This is a genomic window from Brevibacterium epidermidis NBRC 14811 (assembly GCF_001570805.1).
GTDB lineage: Bacteria > Actinomycetota > Actinomycetes > Actinomycetales > Brevibacteriaceae > Brevibacterium > Brevibacterium epidermidis.
Genome location: NZ_BCSJ01000013.1, coordinates 216,879 through 239,734, shown reverse-complemented (window position 1 = coordinate 239,734; position 22,856 = coordinate 216,879). Strand labels below are relative to the sequence as shown.

At 65.7% G+C, this 22,856-nt stretch carries 19 protein-coding genes; 17 read left to right on the top strand and 2 right to left on the bottom strand.

The genetic code is table 11. The annotated features are described in order from the left end of the window. Nucleotides 1-6 precede the first annotated feature (6 nt). On the top strand, nt 7-2,304 hold the full coding sequence (locus BEP01S_RS10205) for a RelA/SpoT family protein (protein WP_062242789.1): 2,298 nt from the start codon (nt 7-9) through the stop codon (nt 2,302-2,304). Here BEP01S_RS10205 and BEP01S_RS10200 read toward each other — a convergent pair. Beyond that, nucleotides 2,283-2,837: a hypothetical protein gene (locus tag BEP01S_RS10200; RefSeq protein WP_062242786.1), complete on the bottom strand. Its 555-nt coding sequence runs from the start codon at nt 2,835-2,837 to the stop codon at nt 2,283-2,285. The genes BEP01S_RS10205 and BEP01S_RS10200 overlap by 22 nt on opposite strands. Nucleotides 2,838-2,940: 103 nt before the next feature. Further along, complete coding sequence (locus tag BEP01S_RS10195; protein WP_062243032.1) at nt 2,941-4,293, bottom strand: DUF349 domain-containing protein; 1,353 nt, start codon at nt 4,291-4,293, stop codon at nt 2,941-2,943. A 119-nt stretch (nt 4,294-4,412) separates the two neighbouring features. Here BEP01S_RS10195 and BEP01S_RS10190 point away from each other — a divergent pair, with 119 nt between their 5' ends. The 16 genes from BEP01S_RS10190 (at nt 4,413) to nusB (ending at nt 22,776) form a co-directional block, all read left to right on the top strand. Next, entirely contained in the window at nt 4,413-5,057 is a 645-nt protein-coding gene (locus BEP01S_RS10190) for an MBL fold metallo-hydrolase (protein ID WP_062242783.1), read from the top strand. A 136-nt stretch (nt 5,058-5,193) separates the two neighbouring features. Beyond that, nucleotides 5,194-6,528, top strand: coding sequence for a histidine--tRNA ligase (hisS, locus tag BEP01S_RS10185; protein WP_062242780.1), 1,335 nt, complete (start codon nt 5,194-5,196; stop codon nt 6,526-6,528). Nucleotides 6,529-6,586: 58 nt separating this feature from the next. Further along, a complete protein-coding gene (aspS, locus tag BEP01S_RS10180; RefSeq protein WP_062242777.1) occupies nt 6,587-8,371 on the top strand; it encodes an aspartate--tRNA ligase in 1,785 nt (594 codons plus the stop codon). Continuing rightward, entirely contained in the window at nt 8,371-9,774 is a 1,404-nt protein-coding gene (locus tag BEP01S_RS10175) for a replication-associated recombination protein A (protein ID WP_062242774.1), read from the top strand. Before aspS ends, BEP01S_RS10175 begins: the two co-directional genes overlap by 1 nt. A gap of 66 nt (nt 9,775-9,840) precedes the next feature. Continuing rightward, complete coding sequence (locus BEP01S_RS10170) at nt 9,841-11,430, top strand: cation:proton antiporter domain-containing protein (RefSeq protein ID WP_083532649.1); 1,590 nt, start codon at nt 9,841-9,843, stop codon at nt 11,428-11,430. 254 nt (nt 11,431-11,684) lie between these two features. After that, on the top strand, nt 11,685-12,326 hold the full coding sequence (gene rpsD, locus BEP01S_RS10165; RefSeq protein ID WP_052239785.1) for a 30S ribosomal protein S4: 642 nt from the start codon (nt 11,685-11,687) through the stop codon (nt 12,324-12,326). A 206-nt stretch (nt 12,327-12,532) separates the two neighbouring features. Next, nucleotides 12,533-15,187: an alanine--tRNA ligase gene (gene alaS, locus BEP01S_RS10160; RefSeq protein WP_062242772.1), complete on the top strand. Its 2,655-nt coding sequence runs from the start codon at nt 12,533-12,535 to the stop codon at nt 15,185-15,187. After that, nucleotides 15,184-15,660, top strand: coding sequence for a Holliday junction resolvase RuvX (gene ruvX, locus BEP01S_RS10155; protein ID WP_062242769.1), 477 nt, complete (start codon nt 15,184-15,186; stop codon nt 15,658-15,660). Before alaS ends, ruvX begins: the two co-directional genes overlap by 4 nt. Then, nucleotides 15,657-16,793: an endolytic transglycosylase MltG gene (gene mltG, locus BEP01S_RS10150; RefSeq protein WP_062242767.1), complete on the top strand. Its 1,137-nt coding sequence runs from the start codon at nt 15,657-15,659 to the stop codon at nt 16,791-16,793. Before ruvX ends, mltG begins: the two co-directional genes overlap by 4 nt. Nucleotides 16,794-16,796: 3 nt before the next feature. Continuing rightward, nucleotides 16,797-17,699 (top strand): shikimate dehydrogenase family protein, encoded by a 903-nt coding sequence (locus BEP01S_RS10145; protein WP_062242764.1) that lies wholly within the window; start codon nt 16,797-16,799, stop codon nt 17,697-17,699. Between the two features lie 13 nt (nt 17,700-17,712). Then, nucleotides 17,713-18,492, top strand: a complete 780-nt coding sequence (locus tag BEP01S_RS10140; RefSeq protein ID WP_062242761.1) for a prepilin peptidase — start codon at nt 17,713-17,715, stop codon at nt 18,490-18,492. 10 nt (nt 18,493-18,502) lie between these two features. Beyond that, complete coding sequence (gene aroC, locus BEP01S_RS10135) at nt 18,503-19,702, top strand: chorismate synthase (protein ID WP_062242758.1); 1,200 nt, start codon at nt 18,503-18,505, stop codon at nt 19,700-19,702. After that, a complete protein-coding gene (locus tag BEP01S_RS10130; protein ID WP_062242755.1) occupies nt 19,699-20,337 on the top strand; it encodes a shikimate kinase in 639 nt (212 codons plus the stop codon). The genes aroC and BEP01S_RS10130 overlap by 4 nt, the downstream gene beginning before the upstream one ends. Nucleotides 20,338-20,535: 198 nt before the next feature. After that, nucleotides 20,536-21,657, top strand: coding sequence for a 3-dehydroquinate synthase (aroB, locus tag BEP01S_RS10125; RefSeq protein WP_039207741.1), 1,122 nt, complete (start codon nt 20,536-20,538; stop codon nt 21,655-21,657). A 147-nt stretch (nt 21,658-21,804) separates the two neighbouring features. After that, nucleotides 21,805-22,365: an elongation factor P gene (gene efp / locus BEP01S_RS10120; RefSeq protein WP_062243029.1), complete on the top strand. Its 561-nt coding sequence runs from the start codon at nt 21,805-21,807 to the stop codon at nt 22,363-22,365. Further along, complete coding sequence (nusB, locus tag BEP01S_RS10115) at nt 22,366-22,776, top strand: transcription antitermination factor NusB (RefSeq protein ID WP_062242751.1); 411 nt, start codon at nt 22,366-22,368, stop codon at nt 22,774-22,776. The last annotated feature ends 80 nt before the right edge of the window (nt 22,777-22,856 follow it).

Genomic DNA, 22,856 nt, shown 5'->3' with positions numbered 1-22,856 from the left:
GATGTTGTGGCTTCGTCCGCTGAATCGCGCCGTCCGCGAGGCATCTCCCGCTTAGCCTGGTGGGCGGCCAGGGCGCAGAACAACCCTGGCTACCCGCGAGTGCTCGGCCCGATGATCCGGGCCCTGCAGTCGAACCATCCGAAGGCGGACATAGACCTCGTCGTCCGGGCCTACAAGGTTGCCGAGGAGGCCCACCGAGGGCAGACCCGGAAATCCGGTGACGCCTATATCACCCATCCGATCGCAGTCGCGACGATCCTCGCCGAGATCGGCATGCTGCCGGTCACGCTCGCCGCCGCACTGCTGCACGACACCGTCGAAGACACCTCGTACTCACTCGAGGAGCTCACCGAGGAATTCGGATCCGAAGTCGCCGCGATGGTCGACGGGGTCACGAAGCTCGACAAGCTCACCTACGGGCAGGCCGCGCAGTCCGAGACCGTGCGCAAGATGATCGTGGCGATGGCCAAGGACATCCGCGTCCTCGTCATCAAGCTCGCCGACCGTCTCCACAACGCGCGCACCTGGCGATTCGTCCCGGCCTCGTCGAGTACGAAGAAGGCCCGCGAGACCCTCGACATCTTCGCCCCGCTGGCACACCGGCTGGGCATGAACACGATCAAATGGGAACTCGAAGACCTGTCCTTCCAGGTCCTCCATCCCAAGGTCTATGACGAAGTCGTCCGACTCGTCGCGGATCGGGCTCCCGAACGCGAGAAGTACCTGGCCACCGTCTCCGAAGAGCTCCAGGGCGAGCTCAAGGAATCCGGGATCGAAGCCTCCATCACCGGTCGCCCCAAGCACTACTACTCGATTTATCAGAAGATGGTCGTGCGCGGACACGAGTTCGCTGACATCTACGATCTCGTCGGAGTCCGCGTCCTCGTCGAATCCGTGCGCGAATGCTATGCCACCCTCGGCATCGTCCACGCCCGCTGGAACCCGGTTCCCGGACGGTTCAAGGACTATATCGCGATGCCGAAGTACAACATGTACCAGAGCCTGCACACCACGGTGATCGGGCCGGCCGGCAAACCCGTCGAGATCCAGATCCGGACCCACGAGATGGATCGGCGCGCAGAATTCGGCGTCGCCGCCCACTGGAAGTACAAGGACCTGGGCAAGTCCTCGAAGGCCGTGACCTCGAACACCGCACGGTCGGTCAAGGTCTCCGATGCCGGAGAAGTCGACGACGCCGCCTGGCTGCGTCAGCTGCTCGACTGGCAGCGTGAGGTCTCCGATCCCGACGAATTCCTCGACAGCCTCCGCTATGAGGTGAATTCGAAGGAGGTGTACGTCTTCACTCCCAAGGGCGAGGTGATGAGCCTGCCCTCCGGTGCCACCCCCATCGACTTCGCCTATGCCGTGCATACCGAGGTCGGACACAAGACCATGGGCGCCCGGGTCAACGGTCGTCTGGTCGCCTTGGACACGGAGCTGAAGAACGGCGATTCCGTCGAGGTCTTCACTTCGAAGGACGAGAACGCCGGACCAAGCCGCGACTGGCTCGGCTTCGTCAAGAGCCCGCGTGCGCGCAGCAAGATCCGCCAGTGGTTCTCGAAGGAGCGCCGCGAAGAGGCGATCGAGAACGGCCGCGAACAGCTCGCCCGAGCAATGCGCCGCCACTCGATCTCCGCGGCCTCACTGATGAGCCAGGAGGCTCTCCAAGTCGTCGCCACGGAGATGCGGCTGCCCGATGTCAGCGCCCTCTATGCCGCGATCGGCAACGGAGTGTCCTCGGCCCAGCACGTCGTCGACCTGCTGGCCAAGGAAGTCGGGGAGGACGACGATTCGGTCGTGCTGCCGCCGGAGCCGCGCAACCGCACCGGCCAGTCCTCGGGACACCATTCCTCGTCCGAAGGCGTCATCGTCAAAGGCGTCGACGATGTGCTCGTCAAGCTCGCCCGCTGCTGCACGCCGGTGCCGGGCGACGAGATCCTCGGCTTCGTCACCCGCGGCTCAGGTGTCTCCGTGCATCGAGTTGACTGCCCGAACGTGACCTCCCTCAAACGCGAACCCGAACGCATGGTCGAGGTGTCCTGGGGCGAGAAGACGAGCGGCATCTACCTCGTCCAGATCCAGGTCGAGGCTCTCGACCGGGCCGGTCTGCTCTCCGACATCACGAAGGTGCTCACCGAGACCCATGTGAACATCCTGTCCGCGTCGGTCGGCACCTCGCGGGCTCGTGTGGCGCAATCGAAGTTCGTCTTCGAGATGAGCGACGCCAGCCATCTGGACACGGTGCTCTCCGCCGTGCGCAAGGTCGAAGGGGTCTTCGACGTCTACCGCATCTCCGGCGGCTGATCCTCCCTGTCCAACACCGCACGCATCTGGGCGACGAACGGCCGTCGGGCCACCTCGGTGAGGTAGTCCCGGAGGCGATGGCGCAGACCGGTGGGGATCTCCGCGATGATTCCCCGCAGCGCGCGCGGCGACTCTGCGTTCCGGAAACGGAAGTGCGGGAAGAGCAGATCGTAGAGCGTGCGCTCCTCCGTGGTGATGGGCAGCCCGTCGATGAGGCACCAATCGTCGTCGGCCAGAGTCGTCTCATGGACGTCGAAACCGTCATCGGCGATCCATCGTCGTCGGGGCAGAGTGATGAAGTTCAGCGGAGCCGGAGCCCGGCCGAGACCGCGATGCACCCACCAGGCGCTGTCGTGCGAGAGTGCGAGGCCGGGCGGGATGAGCGAATGCAGGGCGGCCATGCGTTCCGCAGGGGAGAGGATCGCGCCTTTGCGCACCCAGGTCGATTCGGTCAGTCGGATGAGCAGGCCGTCGAGGGTGAGCTCGGTGAGCTGCTCGTACCCGAAGTCCCGCAGGTGAAACAACGCCTCCATACTCGAACTATCGTCGGGTACGGAGGCGTTGACAAGACTCCGGTGAGCGCCTGTGGACAGGCGCTGACTCGAACGTCAGAAGCTGTGGATGAGGACCGCGGCCTCAGTCGAGCTCTGCGGCGGTCTGTGCGAGCTGATCCCTCCAGGCGCGGCGGGCGTCAAGAGCCTCCTGCGCCTCGGCGACGGCTTTCTCATCGCCGCCGGACTTCGCGGTCTCGAGCTTCTTCTCGAGTTCGACGATCGATTCGTCGAGCTGGCTGAGAGCACCCGAGGTGCGGGCTTTCGTCTCCGGGTTGCTGCGCTGCCACGCGGCTTCCTCGGCATCGGCAAGTGCACGTTCGACATCGCGCAGTCCGTTCTCCATCCGGGACACATCGGCACGAGGAACCTTTCCGGCTTCCTCCCACTGGTCCTGGATGGTGCGCAGCTCGCGCTTTGCCGCCACCGGATCGGTGATCGGCAGCAGCGCCTGAGCCTTCTTCAGCAGCTCTTCCTTGACGACGAGGTTGCCCTTGAACTCCTCGTCCAAGGCGGCGTTCTCCGCGTCACGGGCGGAGAAGAACACGTCCTGTGCCGCACGGAACCGTGCCCACAGTGCGTCATCGTCCTTGCGGGACGCACGCGGGGCTCGCTTCCACTGGCTCATCAGGTCCTTGTACTTCTGGGACACGGTGCGGAAATCGGTCGAGGCCGACAGCGACTCCGCCTCGGCGACGATCTTCTCCTTGATCCGCTTGCCTTCGGCATTGACCTTGTCGAGCTCTGCGAAGAACTCCTTTCGCTTGTGCTCGAAGGTGTTCCGAGCCTGTGAGAACCGGCCCCACAGCTCCTGGTCGACGGCACGAGGCAGACGCGGACCGCTGCGCTGCATGTCCTTCCACTGGGCGAAGAGCTCACGCAGGCGCGCACCCGACTGCTTCCACTGGATCTTCGACGGGTCCTGCTTTGCCAGGGTCTCGGCTTCCACGACGAGAGTTTCACGGTCCTCCGCAGCGGCCAGCTTCGCGGCTTGAGCGCGAGCAGCCTGTCGGGACTCAGTGGCCTCGGCATCGGAGATGAGGGTGTCGAGCGTGGCGCTCAGACCCTTGAGATCGCCGACGACGTTGGCTTCCGGCAGCGTCTCCTGCAGCGACTTCGCCGCTGAGACGACCTCACGGCCGGGAGCGCCGGCGGACAGCCGGTTGCGCAGCAGGACCGCGCTCTCGGCGAGTTCGACGTACTTCTTCGCGAAGTACTCGAGAGCTTCCTCGGGAGTGGCGTCCGGGTACTGACCGACGGCTCGCTCACCGTCGGCGGTGGTGACGAACACATTGCCGTCCGCATCGGCACGACCATGCGTCACCGCGCGAGCCACCTCGGCCTCGTGGTCGATATGGCTGGCATTGACCACCTGTGCGGCCTGCGGACGCGGCAGCGACGACGGACGGGGGGTCGGCTTCGGTGTCGGGGTCGACATGGTTCTCACCTTGTTTCCATCGGTCGAACCGGCGGGGCATTCCACCCGCCGATCACTCGATTGTGGGATAGACGTTATCCCAGCATAACCATCGGCGCGCGTGTAGATAGACTTTGCACATGGATGTGTTCTCGACCAACGCCGAATTCCTCGACGTCAACTGCTACGCGGTACGCGCTGCAGGACGCAGCGACTGCATTCTCATCGACTCCGGATACGACTGTGCCCCGGGGCTTGAGAAGCTGCTGAGCGAGGAGGGACTGGAGCCGCGGGCGATCTTCCTCACCCACGGTCACCCCGACCATATTCTGGGCCTGACCAATGTGCTCGCACGTTGGAATGTGCCCGTGTACCTCGGCGCTCCCGACCGCTACCGTCTGGACTCGCCGGCGACGACGCTCAACCCGCAGTTCGCGGCGATGCTCGCTCCGCTCGTTCAGGACTGGAACGCTCCCGAAGCCGATGACGTCACCGACGGGCAGAGCTTCGAAATCGCCGGGCTGACCATCACCGCGGTCGCCGCACCCGGCCACACCGAAGGCTCCATCCTGCTGCGCGTCGTCGACGGCGAAGAAGAGGTCATCTTCACCGGCGACGTCGTCTTCGCCGGAGCCATCGGCCGCGTCGACCTGCCCGGGGGAGACCCGCAGGCGATGCAGGAGTCACTGCGGGCATTCGCCACGCTCCCGGACGTGCCGATCTATCCTGGACACGGCCCGGCCTCCCGCGTGAGCACGGAACTCGCAACGAATCCGTTCTTCTGAAGCCTCCGCCACCGAAAAGCCGGACCCACGCGTCCGGGCTCGTCCGCTGAGCTTCACCCGACACCACCCGAAACAGACACCACACGAACCAGCGGTGCCGCATGGCATCGCACCAGCACCGAAAGCAAGGAGCACCATGGCGAAGTCAGCCCGTCTGTCCGGATTCCCGGAACGACTCCCGGCCGAACGCGTGATCGAGAAGGCCATCATCGACACGCTCGAACACACCTTCGCCCTGCACGGGTTCTCCGCCCTCAACCACCGCGCCGTCGAGCCGATCAGCCAACTGGCCAAGGACGGAGAGATCGACAAGGAGATCTTCGCGGTCTCCCGACTCCACTCCGAAGGCGCCGAACGCAATCCGCTCGGCCTCCACTTCGACCTCACGGTGCCGCTGGCCCGTTATATCGCCGACAACGCGAACGACCTGAGCTTCCCGTTCAAGGCAGCCCGCGTCCAGCCCGTCTGGCGCGGCGAACGCCCACAGGCCGGCCGCTACCGTGAGTTCATCCAGGCCGATATCGACGTCATCGCCGATGGTGAGCTGCCCGGACACTTCGAGGTCGAGATCCCCCTGGCCGTGGCCGATGCGTTCTCCCGGCTCGCCCCGCTCGGCGTGCCCGGTATCAAGATCGTCGTCAACGACCGCAGGCTTCTGGAAGGCTTCGCACGGGGAATCGGACTGACGAACATCCAGGCCGTGCTGCGCTGCCTCGACAAGTACGACAAGATCGGTCCCGAAGAGGTCGGCAAGCTGCTTGCCTCCGAAGCCGGAGCCGATGAGGAGCAGCAGCAGCTGTGCCTCAAGCTCGCCGCCATCGAATCGGACTCTCCGGACTTCGCCGACGAGGTGCGTGCCCTCGGGGTCGAGCACCCGCTGCTCGACGCGGGACTCGAATCGCTGACGACCCTGCTGCGAGCCGCGGCCGAACGCGCTCCGGGCGTCGTCGTCGCCCAGCTCAAGATCGCCCGTGGTCTCGACTACTACACGGGAGCGGTCTATGAGACCCAGCTGATCGGCCACGAAGAGCTCGGCTCCGTGTCCTCCGGCGGTCGCTACGACTCGCTGGTGACCGTGGGGAAGAAGAACTATCCCGGGGTGGGCATGTCCATCGGCGTCTCCCGCCTCATGGCGTTCATCCTCGGCGAGGAATCACAGGTCCGCGCCACCCGCGGCACCCCCTCGGCGGTCGTCATCGCCGTCACCGAGGAGGCCCGACGCAGCGAGGCCGACGCCGTGGCCGCGACGCTCCGGTCCAGGGACATCCCCTGCGAGGTCTCGCCGAACGCGGCGAAATTCGGCAAGCAGATCCGCTACGCCGAACGCCGTGACATTCCGTTCGTCTGGTTCACCGACGGTGAATCCGGTCACGAGGTCAAGGACATCCGCTCGGGAGAGCAGACCACGGCTGATCCGGACACGTGGACTCCGGCAGAGGACGACCTCTGGCCCCGCGTGTACCGGAGCTGAGCGCAGGGCGACTATCATTGTTCACGCGCTAGACCACAACATCACAAAGGAGCCCTAGGTGCTGCGAAGCCACGAAGCCGGAAGCCTGCGAGCCGCGAACGCAGGAGAAACCGTCACCCTCACCGGGTGGGTCGATCGTCGTCGCGATCATGGAGGTGTCGCCTTCATCGATCTGCGTGACGCTTCGGGAATCGTGCAGGTCGTCGTCCGTGAGGACGATGCCCACCAGCTGCGCAACGAAACCGTTGTCAAGGCCACGGGCACCGTGTCGGTCCGCCCCGAGGGCAACACGAACGCGAACCTGCCCACCGGCGAGATCGAAGTCATCGACACCACTGTCGAGGTGCTCTCCGAGGCTGCGGCTCTGCCGTTCCAGGTCTCCGACCACGCCGAGGACTCCGGAGCCGTGGGCGAGGAGACCCGCCTGCGCTACCGGTACCTCGACCTGCGCCGTTCGGGCCCGGCTAAAACGATCCGTCTGCGCTCCGACGTCAACAAGGCCGCACGCTCCGTCCTCGACGCGCACAGCTTCGTCGAGGTCGAGACCCCGACCCTGACGAAGTCCACACCGGAAGGCGCCCGCGACTTCCTCGTCCCGGCTCGCCTCAAGCCGGGCTCCTGGTACGCCCTGCCGCAGTCGCCGCAGCTGTTCAAGCAGCTGCTCCAGGTTGCCGGCATGGAACGCTACTACCAGATCGCGCGCTGCTACCGCGATGAGGACTTCCGCGCCGACCGTCAGCCCGAGTTCACCCAGCTCGACATCGAAGCCTCCTTCGTCGAGCAGGAGGACATCATCGCTCTGGCCGAGGAGATCCTCACCGCGCTGTGGAAGCTCATCGGCTACGACATCACCACGCCGATCCCGCACATCACCTACCACGAGGCGATGGAGAAGTACGGTTCTGACAAGCCGGACCTGCGCTTCGGCCTCGAACTGCACAACCTCACCGAGTTCTTCCAGGACACCCCGTTCCGCGTATTCCAGTCGCCCTACGTCGGCTCCGTCGTCTACCCCGGCGGCGGATCGCTGCCGCGCCGTCAGCTCGACGGCTGGCAGGACTGGGCCAAGCAGCGCGGCGCCAAGGGACTGGCCTACGTGCTCATCGGCGAAGACGGAACCCTGGCCGGCCCTGTGGCCAAGAACATCTCCGATGAGGAGAAGGCAGGACTCGCCGAGGCGGCCGGTGCGCAGCCGGGCGACGCGATCTTCTTCGCCGCCGGTGAGGCGAACTCCTCCCGCGCCCTCCTCGGCGCCGCCCGCAACGAGATCGCTGAGCGCACCGGCCTGATCAAGGACGGCGACTGGGCATTCGTGTGGGTCGTCGACGCGCCCCTGTTCGAATCGGCCGCCGAAGCTCAGGCAGCCGGAGACGTCGCGGTCGGCGGCGGCCAGTGGACGGCCGTCCACCACGCCTTCACCGCACCGAAGCCCGAATTCCTCGACACCCTCGAACAGGACCCGGGTGCGGCTCTGGCCTACGCCTACGACATCGTGTGCAACGGCAACGAGATCGGCGGCGGTTCCATCCGCATCCACCGCAAGGATGTGCAGGAACGCGTCTTCAAGATCATGGGCATCTCCGCCGAAGAGGCCGAAGAGAAGTTCGGCTTCCTCCTCGAAGCCTTCAAGTTCGGTGCGCCCCCGCACGGCGGCATCGCCTTCGGCTGGGACCGCATCGTGTCCCTGCTGGCCGGGGTCGACTCGATCCGTGAGGTCATCGCCTTCCCGAAGTCCGGCGGCGGCTATGATCCGCTGACGCAGGCACCGGCCCCGATCACCGACGCCCAGCGCGCCGAGGCCGGAGTCGACTTCGAACCGGAAGACGACGACGCCGAGGCCTGATGAGCCAAGAACCCAATCTGTTCTCCGACGGCCCGGACCAGGATTCCCCTGGTCCGGGCTTCGCCGGTTCCTCCGGGTCCTCCTCGGGGCGCGCCCTTGACCCGCTCGCTGTGCGGATGCGTCCGCGGACCCTCGACGAGGTCGTCGGTCAGGAACACCTGACCTTCCCTGGATCCCCGCTCAACCAACTCGTCGAAGCCAGCGGGGGAGACCGGGCGGGAGCCTCCTCGGTGATCCTGTGGGGCCCGCCCGGAGTCGGAAAGACCACGCTGGCCCATGTCATCTCCCACGCCCCGGGCCGCACCTTCGTCGAACTCTCCGCCATCACCGCCGGCGTCAAGGACGTACGGCAGGTCATCGAGAACGCCCGCCGCGAACGGGAGATGTACGGCCGCACGACGGTGCTGTTCCTCGACGAGATCCACCGCTTCTCCAAGGCCCAGCAGGACGCCCTGCTGCCCGCAGTGGAGAACCGGCTCGTCGTGCTCGTGGCCGCGACCACGGAGAACCCGTCGTTCTCCGTCATCTCGCCCCTGCTGTCGCGGTCGCTCATGCTCACCCTGCGTCCGCTCGACGACGAGGCGGTCGGCAATCTGCTCGACCGTGCCGTCGAATCCGATCGCGGGCTGGCCGGGCAGTTCACCCTCACCGAGGATGCCCGGAACTTCATCGTCCGCATCGCCGGTGCCGACGCCCGCCGGTCGCTGACCGTCCTCGAAGCCGCCGCCGGAATCGCGGCCGCCCAAGCGGAGGAGACGGGCGACGAACCGATCTCGATCACCGAATCCGCATGCGCGGAAGCGAGCAGCGAGACCGTTCTGCGCTATGACCGCAACGGCGACCAGCACTACGACGTGGTCTCCGCGTTCATCAAATCCATTCGCGGCTCCGATGTCGACGCGGCCCTGCACTATCTGGCGCGGATGATCGTCGCGGGTGAGGACCCGCGCTTCATCGCCCGCCGCGTCGTCATCTCCGCGGCCGAGGACATCGGCATGGCCGACCCGCAGGCGCTGCCCATCGCGGTGGCCGCCTCGACGGCAGTGCAGAATATCGGCATGCCCGAAGGACGGATTCCGCTGGCCGAAGCGGTCACCTACTTGGCCCTGGCACCGAAGTCGAATGCGAGCTACCGAGCGCTCGACGCCGCGATCGCGGACGTGAAGAACGGACTCGCCGGACAGGTGCCCATGCATCTGCGCGACGCCCACTACCCGGGCGCGAAAGAGCTCGGACACGGTGAGGGGTACAAATACTCGCACGACTATCCGCACGGAGTCGCCGACCAGGAGTATCTGCCCGAGTCCCTGCGCGGAAAGAGCTATTACACGCCGAGCACGAACGGAATGGAACGCAGCATGGCCGAAAGGCTCGAAAACCTCAGGCGGCTGCTGCGGCCCTGATAACTTTGTAGTCAGACGCGGTGACGGACAGAACCGTCGCGGACGGCGCCGATCGAGGAGGACGGCATGGCAGACATCGTCATCACCATCGCCGCCGCGCTGGCGCTCGGACTCATCGCCCATGAGCTGCGCATCCCGCCGCTCGTCGGATTCCTCGCAGCCGGGTTTCTCCTCCACGTCTTCGGCTTCACCGCCTTCGCGGGACTCCAGCAGGTCTCGGACATCGGAGTCGTCCTGCTCCTATTCACGATCGGACTGAAATTCGATCTGCGCTCCCTGCTCCAACCCGAAGCCCACGGCACAGCTGCGCTGCACATGGTCACGGTGGTCCTCCTCGGTGCGGGGACGATCGGAGCGGCCGCGGCCATCGGCATGGTCGCCATCGGCGGGGGAGTGGGCACCTTGGCGCTGTTGGGTTTCGCCCTCTCGTTCTCCTCCACGGTGCTCGTCGTCAAAGTGCTCGAAGACCGCTCCGACGACGGGTCCTACTACGGTCAGATCGCCATCGCGATCCTCGTCCTCCAGGACCTCGCGGCCGTCGCCTTCATCACGATCGCCGGTGAAGAGCCCCTGAGTCCGTGGGCCTTCGCCCTCGTCCTGCTCGTCCCCGCAGTCTGGGTGCTGAGACGGATCCTCGACCGTGCCGGCCGCGGAGAGCTGCTCGTCCTCTTCGGCGTCGTCATGGCCCTGGGGCCCGGCTACGTCGCCTTCGAATCCGTCGGCATCCACGGCGACCTCGGAGCCTTGGTGCTCGGCCTGCTCTTCTCCACTCACTCACGAGCCGTCGAGATGTCGAAGGCCCTGTTCAGCGTCAAGGAGCTCTTTCTCGTCGGGTTCTTCGTCGTCATCGGACTCCAAGCGGTCCCCACCTGGTCGGACCTGTTCATGGCGCTGCTGCTGTGCGTCATCCTGCTGCCGTTCAACTTCGCGAGCTTCTACCTCATGGGGAGGCTCTTCGGTCTGCGCAACCGCACCAGCGTGCGCACGAGCCTGGCACTGAGCAACTTCTCCGAATTCGCACTCATCGTCGTCGCCGTCGGCGTCGACAACGGACTCTTCGAAGACAACTGGCTGACCATCATCGCCCTCGCCGTGGCCCTCGGCATGATCGGGTCCTCGCTGGCCAATGCCTACAGCCTCCAGATCGTCGCGAAGCTCGACGCGATCCTGCCGGACGAGAACGAGAGCCGACTGCGGGCAAAAGACCGACCGCTGGACACCGGAGACGCGGAAGTCGTCGTCCTCGGCATGGGCCGCATCGGCCGCGGCGCCTACGAACGCTTCGTCGAACGCGGCGACCGCAGCGTCATCGGCATCGACAACGACCTCACCGTCGTCGAAGCTCTGCGTGCCGACGAGTTCAACGTGCTCGAAGGCGACGCCACCGACCACGAATTCTGGCATCGCCTCGTCGTCGGCGGCAGCGCCCATACCGTGGTGCTGGCCATGGCGCTGCACGACTCGAACACCTTCGCCCTCGAACAGCTGCGCATCGCCGGCTTCCCCGGAACCATCGCCGCCGTCGTCCAACGTCCCGACCAGGCCGAGCATTTCGAATCCGAGGGCGTTCACGCCGTGATCAACATCTACAGCGGATCCGGAGCGGCCGTTGCCGATGCCGCCATCGACAGCCACGAAGACGGCTGCCGGCAGTGACTGAAGTGAGCGCAGATCAGCCGTTCGGCCGGCACGGGCCGTCGGAAACAGTCGGGAAGATCACATCCGCGGATGCGCCGATCCGCTTTGCCACGGTTCGCCTGCACCCGCTAAGATAGACAGCTGTTGTGCCTGCAAGCTAAAGGCGGTCGGTGCGAGCGGATCTCGACGCTCAATCCCTCTTTCCCATCCGGGGAAACAACAGTCGCGTTCGGGGCGAGAACCTCAGGGGCCCTTCGTGACAGAACACATTGATGAAAGGTAATACAGTGCCAGCACCAGCACGTAATCGCCGCATGACGCGCCTCTCGCGCGCCCTCGGCATTGCTCTGACACCCAAGGCCGAGAAGTACTTCGAGCGTCGCCCTTACCCTCCAGGTGAGCACGGCCGCGCCCGTCGTCGCAACGACAGCGACTACTCGGTCCGCCTCAAGGAGAAGCAGCGTCTGCGCGCGCAGTACGGCATCCGCGAGGCTCAGATGCTCAAGACCTACAAGGAAGCCAACCGCCTCCCCGGCCTGACCGGTGAGACCATGGTCGAGCTCCTCGAAATGCGCCTCGACGCCCTCGTCCTGCGTTCGGGCTTCGCCCGCACCATGGCCCAGGCCCGTCAGTTCGTCGTGCACCGTCACATCACGGTCGACGGACAGCGCGTTGACCGTCCCTCCTTCCGCGTGAAGGAAGGCCAGACCATCCAGGTGCACGAGCGCTCGGCTTCGATGGATCCGTTCCAGGTCGCCGCCGCCGGTGGTCACAAGGACGTCCTGCCCGCAACGCCGGGCTACCTCAACGTGAACCTCGAGGGCCTGCAGGCAACACTGCTGCGCGCCCCGAAGCGCGAAGAGGTGCCGATCACCTGTGACGTTCAGCTCGTCGTCGAGTTCTACTCGCGCTGATCTGCTGAACACAGCGCATCGCGCCACCACGACTGCCCGGGACCTCTTGGTTCCGGGCAGTCGTGCATTCACGGCACGCCGCGCCATCTCGCATATTGCGACTGACCCATTAAACTAGTCCCTGGTAAGTGCGGGTACGCACGAGTAGGTGTCGCGTCGGGCTCACCAGCCGGGCGACGCACAGGCAATATCTGAAAGGCCTTGGATTGAAGACGGCAGAGATCAAACAACGCTGGTTGGACTACTTCGAAGCGAACGGGCACACCGTGGTCCCCTCGGCGTCGGTGATCAGCTCCGATCCGTCCATCCTGTTCAACATCGCAGGAATGGTGCAGTTCATTCCCTACCTCACCGGTCGCGAACCGGCGCCGTTCAACCGCGCCACCAGCGTGCAGAAGTGCGTGCGCACCGGAGACATCGAAGAGGTCGGCAAGACGACCCGCCACGGCACCTTCTTCCAGATGAACGGCAACTTCTCCTTCGGCGACTACTTCAAGCGCGACGCCATCAAGTTCGCCTGGGGACTGCTGACGAACCCCGTCGCCGAGGGCGGACTGGGCTTCGATCCCGAACGTCTCTGGTCGACGGTGCATGAGGACGATGCCGAGACCATCGACATGTGGCTCGAAGAGACCTCCATTCCCCGTGAGCGCATCCAGCTGCGCGACAACGAAGACAACTTCTGGCACACCGGACAGCCCGGCCCCGGCGGCTACTGCTCCGAGATCTACTTCGACCGCGGCCCCGCCTACGGCGTCGAAGGCGGACCCGTGGCCGACGAAGACCGCTACATCGAGATCTGGAACCTCGTGTTCATGGAGTTCGAACTCTCCGAGGTCCGCTCGAAGGTCGACTTCGACATCGCCGGCGACCTGCCCGCGAAGAACATCGATACCGGTATGGGACTCGAACGTGTCGCCTTCCTGCTCCAGGGCGTGGAGAACATGTACGAGATCGACGAGGTCTTCCCCGTCATCGAAGCCGCCAGCCGCCTTGCCGGTCGGAACTACGGCGAGGACGAGCTCGCCGATGTGCAGCTGCGCGTTGTCGCCGACCACGTCCGTTCGGCCCTGATCATCATCGGCGACGGAGTCCGCCCCGGCAACGAAGGCCGCGGCTACATCCTCCGCCGCCTGCTTCGCCGCGCCGTGCGCGCCATGCGGCTTCTCGGCGTCAAGGAAGAAGTCCTGCCCGAGCTGCTGCCGGTATCCATGCAGGCCATGAAGCTGTCCTACCCGGAACTCGAAACCGATTTCGACCGGATCTCCCGGGTCGCCTTCGCCGAGGAGAAGGCGTTCCTGCGCACCCTCGAATCCGGCACCCAACTGTTCGCGAATGCCGCACAGTCGCTGAGCGGTGACAACAAGACCATCAGCGGAGACATCGCCTTCGCCCTCCATGACACGCACGGATTCCCCATCGATCTCACCCTCGAAATGGCGTCCGAAGCCGGACTGAACGTCGACGAGTCCGGGTTCCGTGAACTGATGAGCGAGCAGCGCACCCGCGCCAAGGCCGATGCCAAAGCGAAGAAAGGCGGCGGCCACGCCGACCTGTCGGCCTATTCGGCCCTGCTCGAAGACGGTGCCAGCGAATTCGTCGGCTACGACCGGCTCGAAGCCGATTCCCGAGTCCGCGGAATCGTCACCGACGGTGTCGCCGCCGAAGTGCTCACCACCGGCCAGAGCGGTGACGTCGTCCTCGACCTGACCCCGTTCTACGCCGAATCGGGCGGCCAGCGCGCCGATGTCGGACTCATCTCCGGCCACGGCTTCACCGCCCGCGTCACCGACGTGCAGAATCCGGTCAAGGGCCTGCCGGCCCACCGTGTCGAAGTCATCGACGGAGAGCTGCGCGTCGGCGACGAAGTGCTCGCCGCCGTCGACCACGACCACCGGTTCCAAGGCGCACAGGCCCATACCGCCACCCACCTCGTCCACGCCGCGCTGCGCGAGATCCTCGGCAGCCACGCTGTGCAGGCCGGCTCGCTCAACCAGCCCGGATACATGCGCTTCGACTACTCGTTCCCCGAAGCCCCGAGCACCCAGATGCGGTCCGAGATCGAAGAGGTGGCGAACCTCGCGGTGCGCTCGAACTACGAAGTCGGCACCGAATACATGTCCTTCGACGATGCGAAGAAGTCCGGCGCCATGGCGCTCTTCGGCGAGAAGTACCCGAACGTCGTACGCGTCGTCGACATCGGCGGCCCCTTCTCCCGCGAACTCTGCGGCGGCACCCACGTCGGAGCCTCCGCCGAAGTCGGCCCGATCTCCGTGCTCTCCGAAGCCTCCGTCGGCTCCGGAGTCCGGCGCATCGAAGCCGCGGTCGGAATGGACGCCTTCCGGTCCCTGGCCGCCGAACGGACCATCGTGTCCTCGCTCTCGGAGATGCTCAAGGTCCCCGGCACCGATGTCACATCACGCGTGTCCGACCTGATGAGCCGTCTCAAGGATGCAGAGAAGGAGATCGCCCGCCTCAACGCCCAGCAGCTGCTGGCCTCGGCCGGGAAGTTCCTCGACGAAGCACAGACCGTGGGCCAGACCCTCTTCGTGCAGGCCGAACTCGGCGACATCGCCAACGCCGGAGACATCCGCACCCTGGTCACCGACCTGCGCAATCGGGTCTCCGACCGCCAGGCCGTGATCGTCGGCATCGGAGTCAGCAACGGCAAACCCGTCGTCGTCATCGCCACCACCGAGGCGGCCCGGACCGCCGGACTCCAGGCCGGCAAGCTCGTATCGCTGGCCTGCGGCGAACTCGGCGGCGGAGGCGGCGGCAAGCCCGATCTCGCACAGGGCGGGGGAAGCAACCCCGCGGCGATCCCGTCTGCCATCGCGGCGGTCAAGGCAGCCATCCAGTGAGTTTCCGCCGAGGTCGTCGGCTGGGTCTCGACATCGGTTCCGTGCGGATCGGTGTCGCCTCCAGCGACCCCGACGGGATTCTGGCCACCCCGCTCACCGTCGTCCGTCGTAAAGACGAACCGGCGGCGCTGCGACAGCTGCGCGACATCGTCGACGAATACCAACCCATCGAACTCCTCGTGGGGGACCCGAAGTCCCTCGACGGAGCAGCCCGGGCCGCAGCCACCTCGGCGTTGGAATTCGCCCGCCGGATCGCAGCGGCCACCGGCACCCCCGTCCGGCTCGTCGACGAACGCTTCACCACGGTCGAGGCCCACCACGCTCTCGCTGCGGCCGGCAAATCATCACGCCAGCGACGCGAGATCGTCGATGCCCAAGCCGCCGTGATCATCCTCCAGAACGCCCTCGAGTACGAACACAACACCGGTGTCCCCGCCGGCCGTGAGATGCCCGACGAGGAGAATGACGAATGAGTCCCATCACCGAAGAGTTCTCGTCCGACGAAGGACTGACCCGCGCAGAAGTGCGCGCGAAGAAACGGCGCAGAATGATGCGCCGGCGCCGGACGACGACGATCGTGATCATCTGCATCCTCGTCTTCGGCATCGGGGGATTCTTCGGTGTGCGTGCAGCTGGGGGAGTCTTCGACGACCTATTCGGACCGAAAGGCGACTACGAGGGCCAGGGCACGAACGAGGTCTCGATCGAGATCGCGCCCGGCTCCTCGGCCCGCACCGTCGCCAACCAGCTCGTCGAAGCTGGAGTGATCATGAACTCCGAACCCTTCCTCGACGAGATCGAACGCCGTGACGCGACCATCCAGGCCGGAACCTGGACGATGCGGGAGAAGATGAGTTCGAAGGCCGCGGTCGAAGCGCTCATCAATCCCATCGCCCCGCCGAAGATCACTGTCGCCGAAGGCAAGCAGGTCGAAGAGATCAAGTCGATCATGATCGAATCGGGAATGAACGCCGACGAGGTCGACAAGGCCCTCGACGACAAGACCCCGAAGGACTACGGCCTCGAGATCGACTCTCCGAGTCTCGAAGGCTACCTGTACCCGGCGACGTACGACCTGAACAAGCAGAAGACCGCCGAGGACATCGTCCAGGAGATGGTCGACAAGACCGAGACCGAACTCGACGAACTGGGAATCGAGAACAAGGACGCCAACCGCATCCTCACCCTGGCCAGCCTCGTGGAGAAGGAATCCCCGGGCGACCCCGAAGTGCGCTCGAAGGTGGCCAGGGTCTTCCTCAACCGCATCTCCGAGAAGTCGCAGACCGGTGGACTGCTCCAATCGGATGCGACCGTGGCCTATATCCACGGCGCCCGCTCCGATCTGACGACGACGAAGAAGGAACGCCAGTCCGACTCGCCGTACAACACGTACAAGAAGAAGGGCCTGCCTCCCGGACCCATCAACTCGCCGAGCCAGGGCGCCGTCGAGGCAGCGCTCGAACCCGCCGACGGTGATTGGCAGTTCTTCGTCGCAACGAACCCGGACACGGGGGAGACGAAGTTCGCCGACAACTTCGAGGACCACAAGAAGAACGTCGAGATCTACCGCAAGTGGCTGCGTGAGCACAACAAGGACAACGGTTAACAGGTGAGGATCTGCGCCGCAGTGCTCGGTTCGCCGATCGCACATTCGAAGTCCCCGCTGCTCCACCGCGCCGCCTTCGCGGAACTCGGCATGGAGTCCAGTGAGTACGACCGGTTCGAACTCCGAGCCGATGAACTCGAAGGATTCCTCGACTCCCATCCCGACCACATCGGGTTCTCGCTGACGATGCCGCTGAAGGACCGACTCGTCACCCTCGCCGTTGAACGCGGCTGGAACGTCGATGACACCGCGGCACTGACGGCAGCCGGAAACACACTCGTCCGCCGCAGCGGTCAGGTGGAGGTGGCGAACACCGATGTGCGCGGCATCGTGCGCGCCATTGCGCCGCGCATGGAAGCGAGCCCTGACGCGAACAGTGGTGCGGGAGCCGGTCGGGCGACGATCCTCGGTGCCGGAGCCACGGCCGCCTCGGCGCTCGTGGCCTGCCGCGATCTCGGGATCGCCCATGTCGACTTCCGCGTTCGCAACCCCGACCGTGCACGCCGGGTCATCGACCTTGCCGAGCGGATCGGACTGACCGCCTCGGTGGGGGACCTGACCCGGATCGAACCGTCGGCGATCGTTATCTCCACCCTCCCCGCCGAGGCGGCCCCCGACCCGGTCTGGGACGATTCCCTCACCCCCGGTGGGGTCGCCCTCGATGTCGCGTACTCCGCCGAGTCGGCCTTCCTCGCCGCAGCTGCCGCACGCGGACTGCACCCCGTCGACGGCACGGCGATGCTCGTCGAACAGGCCGTCGCCCAATTCGAGATGTTCCTCGACGCAGCCAGGGCCGAGGACCCGTCGACGGCGGAGAACCTGCCGGCAGCAGATGATCTGAGCGCACGGGTCGCTGCGGCCATGTACGCGGCACTCGCGGGCCCACCCGCCCGCGCTCAGGACTGAACCGGGGATCACGATGGACACCGGAGTGCTGCACGGGATGACCATCGGTGTCACTGTTCTGGCCGCTCTGGCGTGCGGACTCATCCTCACCGCAACCCCGCAGGTCTGGATCAACGACTCCGCACACCTGCAGCGATGGCAGGGCTCCAGATGGGCTCGAGGGCCGGGGCCGATGCTGGGCGGGCTCGTCATCGCCGCAGTCGCCGCGCTCGTCTTCACTCTCACCGTGCTTGCACCACTGGAGACCGGGTGGAGCGCCCATGCGCCGCTGAGCGGGGAGACGTTCGCCCCAGATCAGCCGAACTCGGCCGATCGCATCATCTCCGCGCTGCTGCTCGGCCTCGCCTCCGGAGCCACACCATTCCTCATCACCGCGGACGTCAGCCTACGCAGACTGCCCGATCGGATCAACATCCCGCTGTCGCTGCTCGCCCTGGGACTCATCATTACAGGTTCAGTGCTCGGAGAGCTGCCCATGTGGTTCACGGCATTCTTCGCCGGACTCGTCGCTCTCGTCTTCTTCATCGCACTGCACCTGTTGGGTCGATTGCTGCGGGCGCGGACGATGGGGCTCGGGGACGTCAAACTCGCGTTCATCGTCTTCGCCGTCGCCGGTCTCTTCGACTTGTGGGCACCGGCCCTCGTGCTCGTGGTGATGATGCTCCTCGCGGGCGTCTGGGCGCTCGTCGGAGCGGTGCGAGCCCGGCGGATCCGCGGGGTGACCATCGCCTTCGGACCTGCCATGCTTTCCGGCATGTGGCTCGGGTGCCTGTTCGCCCCAATACTTTTGTAGAATCGGTGGAATGTTGAGATGGCTGACTGCAGGCGAATCCCACGGCGAAGCGCTGACCGGGATCATTGAGGGGCTTCCCGCCCATGTACCGATCACCAGGGACGATATTCGTGCGAGCCTGGCTCGCCGCCGACTCGGCTATGGCCGCGGCGCCCGAATGAAGTTCGAAGCCGACGAGGTGCGACTCCTCGGCGGCGTCCGCCACGGGGAGACCCTGGGATCACCGGTGGCGATCGAGGTCGGCAACACCGAATGGCCGAAATGGGAATCCGTGATGAGTCCGGACCCCGTCGACGCTGCCGAACTCGAAGGATTGGCCCGCAACGCCCCACTGACCCGGCCGCGCCCGGGACATGCCGATATCGTCGGCATGCAGAAGTACGGCTTCGACGAAGCGCGCCCCGTGTTGGAGCGCGCCTCGGCACGTGAGACCGCGATGCGCGTGGCACTGGGCACGGTGGCCGCGAAGTTCCTCGGCGAACTGGGCATCACCCTCGTCTCCCACACCGTGGCCATCGGCGGAGCCGAACACTCTGCCGACGCCCTGCCCGCACTGCCGACAGCAGCCGATGTCGAGGCTCTGGACGCCGATCCGGTCCGCTGCTTCGACGCGGACCTCTCGGCGGCGATGGTCACCGAGATCGATGCGGCGAAGAAGGCCGGGGACACCCTCGGCGGAGTCGTCGAAGTCCTTGCTTACGACCTGCCCCCGGGGCTGGGCTCACATGTGCATTGGGATCGTCGTCTCGACTCCCGCCTGGCCGGTGCCCTCATGGGCATCCAGGCGATCAAGGGCGTCGAGGTCGGAGACGGATTCCTCACCACGAAGCGTCCCGGATCCCGGGCCCATGACGAACTGGAAGTCGGATCCGACGGATTCCGCCGCACGAGCAACCGTGCAGGCGGCACCGAAGGCGGAATGTCGACCGGCGGTCCGCTGCGTGTACGTGCGGGAATGAAGCCGATCGCCACGGTTCCGCGGGCCCTGGCGACGGTCGACGTCGAAACCGGTGAGGCTGCGAAGGCGAACCACCAGCGCTCCGATGTGTGCGCGGTGCCCGCCTCGGGTGTCGTCGCCGAAGCCATGGTGGCACTCGTGCTCGCCGAGGCGGTCGTCGAGAAGTTCGGCGGAGACTCCGTTGCCGAGACGAAGCGGAACCTGGACGCCTATGTCGCGGCCATTCCGGAGAACCTCCGCATCGGCCGATGAACCACACCCCGCTGCCCAAACCGGTTCCGCCCCTGGAACCGGTTCCCGCCGCGCTCTCGCGCATCGTGCTCTCCGGTCCGCCGGCGGCAGGGAAGTCGACGATCGGTCGGCTGCTCGCCGACCGGCTGGGCCTGCCGCTGACGGACACGGATGCGAACATCGTCGACAAGTACGGGGTCATCTCGGAGATCTTCGTCGAACGCGGCGAAGATCACTTCCGACGCATCGAACGCGAGGTCGTGCGCAGGGCTCTGCGTCGTCTCCTCGATCGGCCGGGCATCGTCTCTCTTGGCGGAGGCGCGATCCTCAACCCGGGCACCCGAGCACAGCTGAAGCACCCGGCGATCAAGGTCGTGCACATCGATATCGATGTCGACACCGTCGCACAGCGGCTGACGGCCCCGCACCGGCCGCTGCTGCGCGGCGCGGGAACCGCGGTGGAGAACTGGCTGGCGCTGGTCAATGAACGCGAACCGCTCTACGAGCAGGTCGCGACCTTCCGCGTCCAGGCATCGAACTCACCGCCGTCGACGGTGGTCAATCGGGTCGTCGATGTGCTCACCGGTCTGCAGCGTGCCGAAGAGTACGCGAAATACGCCCACGCCGAGGACGACGGCTCCCATCACGAGAGCTGAGCACAGAGCCTGCGGCTGCAGAGCTGAGCACAGGCCCGGCGGTGAGACGACTGCGTTCAAACCGGTCAGGCGTTTCGCCGCCGAGCACCTGTGAGGGCTAGGCTGGATCCGGCCCACGGAACAGGTGACTCGACTTCGAGCACCTACCCGGCGGCCGACCCTTGAGAGAAGACGATGAACGATCAGGAAGACGGACGAATGAGCCTCACACGCATCAATGTGGACGCCGGCGGGAACTACCCCGTCCTCGTCGGCCAGGGACTGCTCGGCGAACTGCCCGAGCTGCTCGGAAACCGCGTCGAGAAGGTCCTCGTCATCCACCCCCGCGCCCTGCGCACCACCGGTGAGACCGTCCGCGACGACCTCGCGGCCGCCGGCCTCGAGGCCGTGGCTGCGGAGATCCCCGACGCCGAAGAGGCCAAGCACGTCCAGGTCGCCGCATTCTGCTGGCAGGTCCTCGGCCAATCCGATTTCACCCGCACCGACGCCATCGTGACCGTCGGCGGGGGAGCGGTGAGCGACCTCGGCGGATTCGTCGCCGCCACTTGGCTGCGCGGGATCAAGGTCATCCACATCCCCACCACCGTCCTCGGCATGGTCGATGCCGCAGTCGGCGGCAAGACCGGAATCAACACAGCCGAGGGCAAGAACCTCGTCGGCTCCTTCCATGCTCCCGCCGGAGTCCTCGTCGACCTCGACACGCTCGGGACCCTGCCGGAGAACGAACTGTTCACCGGACTCGCCGAGGTGGTCAAGACCGGTTTCATCGCCGACCCCGCGATCCTCGATCTGGTGGCGAACCACGCGAAGGACGAGATCGCCGACGTGCACGGCCCCGTTCTGCGTGAACTCATCGAACGCTCCATCCGCGTCAAAGCCGAAGTCGTCTCCGGTGACTTCAAGGAGTCCGGACGGCGGGAGATACTGAACTACGGCCACACTCTCGGCCATGCGATCGAGCACAAGGAGCGCTACCAGTGGCGCCACGGTGCCGCCGTGTCGGTGGGCATGGTCTTCGCCGCCGAGGTGGCGTCGATGATCAAGAGTCTGCCCTACGAGGTCGTCGACCTCCACCGTGAGCTGCTCGGCAAGCTCGGACTGCCCGTGGGCTACCGCTCGGACGTCTGGCCGCAGCTTCTCGACACGATGAAGCGGGACAAGAAGGCCCGCGGAGCGATGCTGCGGATGGTTCTGCTCAGCGACATCGGCGAACCCAGCACCGTCGAGATCCCCGATGCCTCCATCCTTTTCACCGCCTACCAGGAGATCGGCGAGGACTCGCCGACGGTGTCCCTCGGCATCGGCCTCGGCCTCAACTGACCCCGCCCAGATGGAAGGCTCCCGCTGGGCTTGCTAGACTTGCCCAGTGGCGCATTCGTCGACCCCGCACCCCGGGGATGTGAAGTGCGCCTTGCCGACTGCGATCACCATTCGGTGATCATGACTGAACCGAAGAAGGACGAATTAGTGGCGACAACGAACGACCTGAAGAACGGCCTTGTGCTCAACCTCGACAACCAGCTGTGGCAGGTGCTCGAATTCCAGCACGTCAAGCCCGGAAAAGGACCGGCCTTCGTCCGCACCAAGCTGAAGAACGTCATCTCCGGCAAGATCATCGACAAGACCTTCAACGCCGGCACCAAGGTCGAGACCGCGAACGTCGACCGCCGCGATATGCAGTACCTCTACCATGACGGCACCGACTACGTGTTCATGGACGCCAAGGACTACGACCAGGTCAACATCTCCGCAGAGCTCGTCGGCGACGCCGTGAACTACATGCTCGAGAACCAGGATCTGCAGATCTCCTTCCACGAAGGCACCCCGCTGTCGGTGGAGCTGCCGCCCTCGGTGGAGCTGACCATCACCCACACCGAACCCGGACTCCAGGGTGACCGTTCGACCGGCGGTTCGAAGCCGGCGACCCTTGAGACCGGCTACGAGATCCAGGTGCCCCTGTTCCTCGAAGAGGGCGTCAAGGTCAAGGTCGACACCCGCAGCGGCGACTACCTCGGTCGCGTCAAGTAAGTGGCATCGGCACGTACCCGAGCCCGTCGCCGGGCTCTTGAGCTGCTCTTCGAAGCCGGGCAGCGTCGGCTGGCCATGGACGAACTCGTCACCATGCGGTCGAACGATCCCGACTACCCGATGAAGGAATACGCGGTCGAGATCGTCAAGGGCATCACTGAGAAGCAGGCGGAGATCGACGAGATCATCTCCACCTACTCCGAAAGCTGGACCCTGGACCGGATGCCGGCCGTCGACCGGTCGCTGCTGGAGATCGGAACCTGGGAGATGCTGTTCAACGACGAGGTCCCCGACAAGGTGGCCATCGACGAAGCAGTGTCCCTGGCCCGACAGTTCTCCACGGATGATTCTCCCGGCTTCGTCTCGGGGCTGCTCTCCCGCATCCTCGACGTCAAACCGACACTCATCTGAGCCGGCGGGTCCGCACTCCGGACCCGCCCGCCGGTGGGCATCCCACCGGGTCTACAATCGAATCGAACCACTCCTTTAAC

Excerpts from the sequence above, each read along its gene's own strand:
- BEP01S_RS10175 (WP_062242774.1), top strand. The coding sequence starts at position 8,371 with ATGAGCCAAGAACCCAATCTGTTCTCCGACGGCCCGGACCAGGATTCC.
- BEP01S_RS10200 (WP_062242786.1), bottom strand. The coding sequence starts at position 2,837 with ATGGAGGCGTTGTTTCACCTGCGGGACTTCGGGTACGAGCAGCTCACC.
- mltG (WP_062242767.1), top strand. The coding sequence starts at position 15,657 with ATGAGTCCCATCACCGAAGAGTTCTCGTCCGACGAAGGACTGACCCGC.
- hisS (WP_062242780.1), top strand. The coding sequence starts at position 5,194 with ATGGCGAAGTCAGCCCGTCTGTCCGGATTCCCGGAACGACTCCCGGCC.
- aroB (WP_039207741.1), top strand. The coding sequence starts at position 20,536 with ATGAGCCTCACACGCATCAATGTGGACGCCGGCGGGAACTACCCCGTC.
- BEP01S_RS10140 (WP_062242761.1), top strand. The coding sequence starts at position 17,713 with ATGGACACCGGAGTGCTGCACGGGATGACCATCGGTGTCACTGTTCTG.
- aroC (WP_062242758.1), top strand. The coding sequence starts at position 18,503 with ATGTTGAGATGGCTGACTGCAGGCGAATCCCACGGCGAAGCGCTGACC.
- BEP01S_RS10170 (WP_083532649.1), top strand. The coding sequence starts at position 9,841 with ATGGCAGACATCGTCATCACCATCGCCGCCGCGCTGGCGCTCGGACTC.
- rpsD (WP_052239785.1), top strand. The coding sequence starts at position 11,685 with ATGAAAGGTAATACAGTGCCAGCACCAGCACGTAATCGCCGCATGACG.
- BEP01S_RS10190 (WP_062242783.1), top strand. The coding sequence starts at position 4,413 with ATGGATGTGTTCTCGACCAACGCCGAATTCCTCGACGTCAACTGCTAC.
- BEP01S_RS10130 (WP_062242755.1), top strand. The coding sequence starts at position 19,699 with ATGAACCACACCCCGCTGCCCAAACCGGTTCCGCCCCTGGAACCGGTT.
- BEP01S_RS10195 (WP_062243032.1), bottom strand. The coding sequence starts at position 4,293 with ATGTCGACCCCGACACCGAAGCCGACCCCCCGTCCGTCGTCGCTGCCG.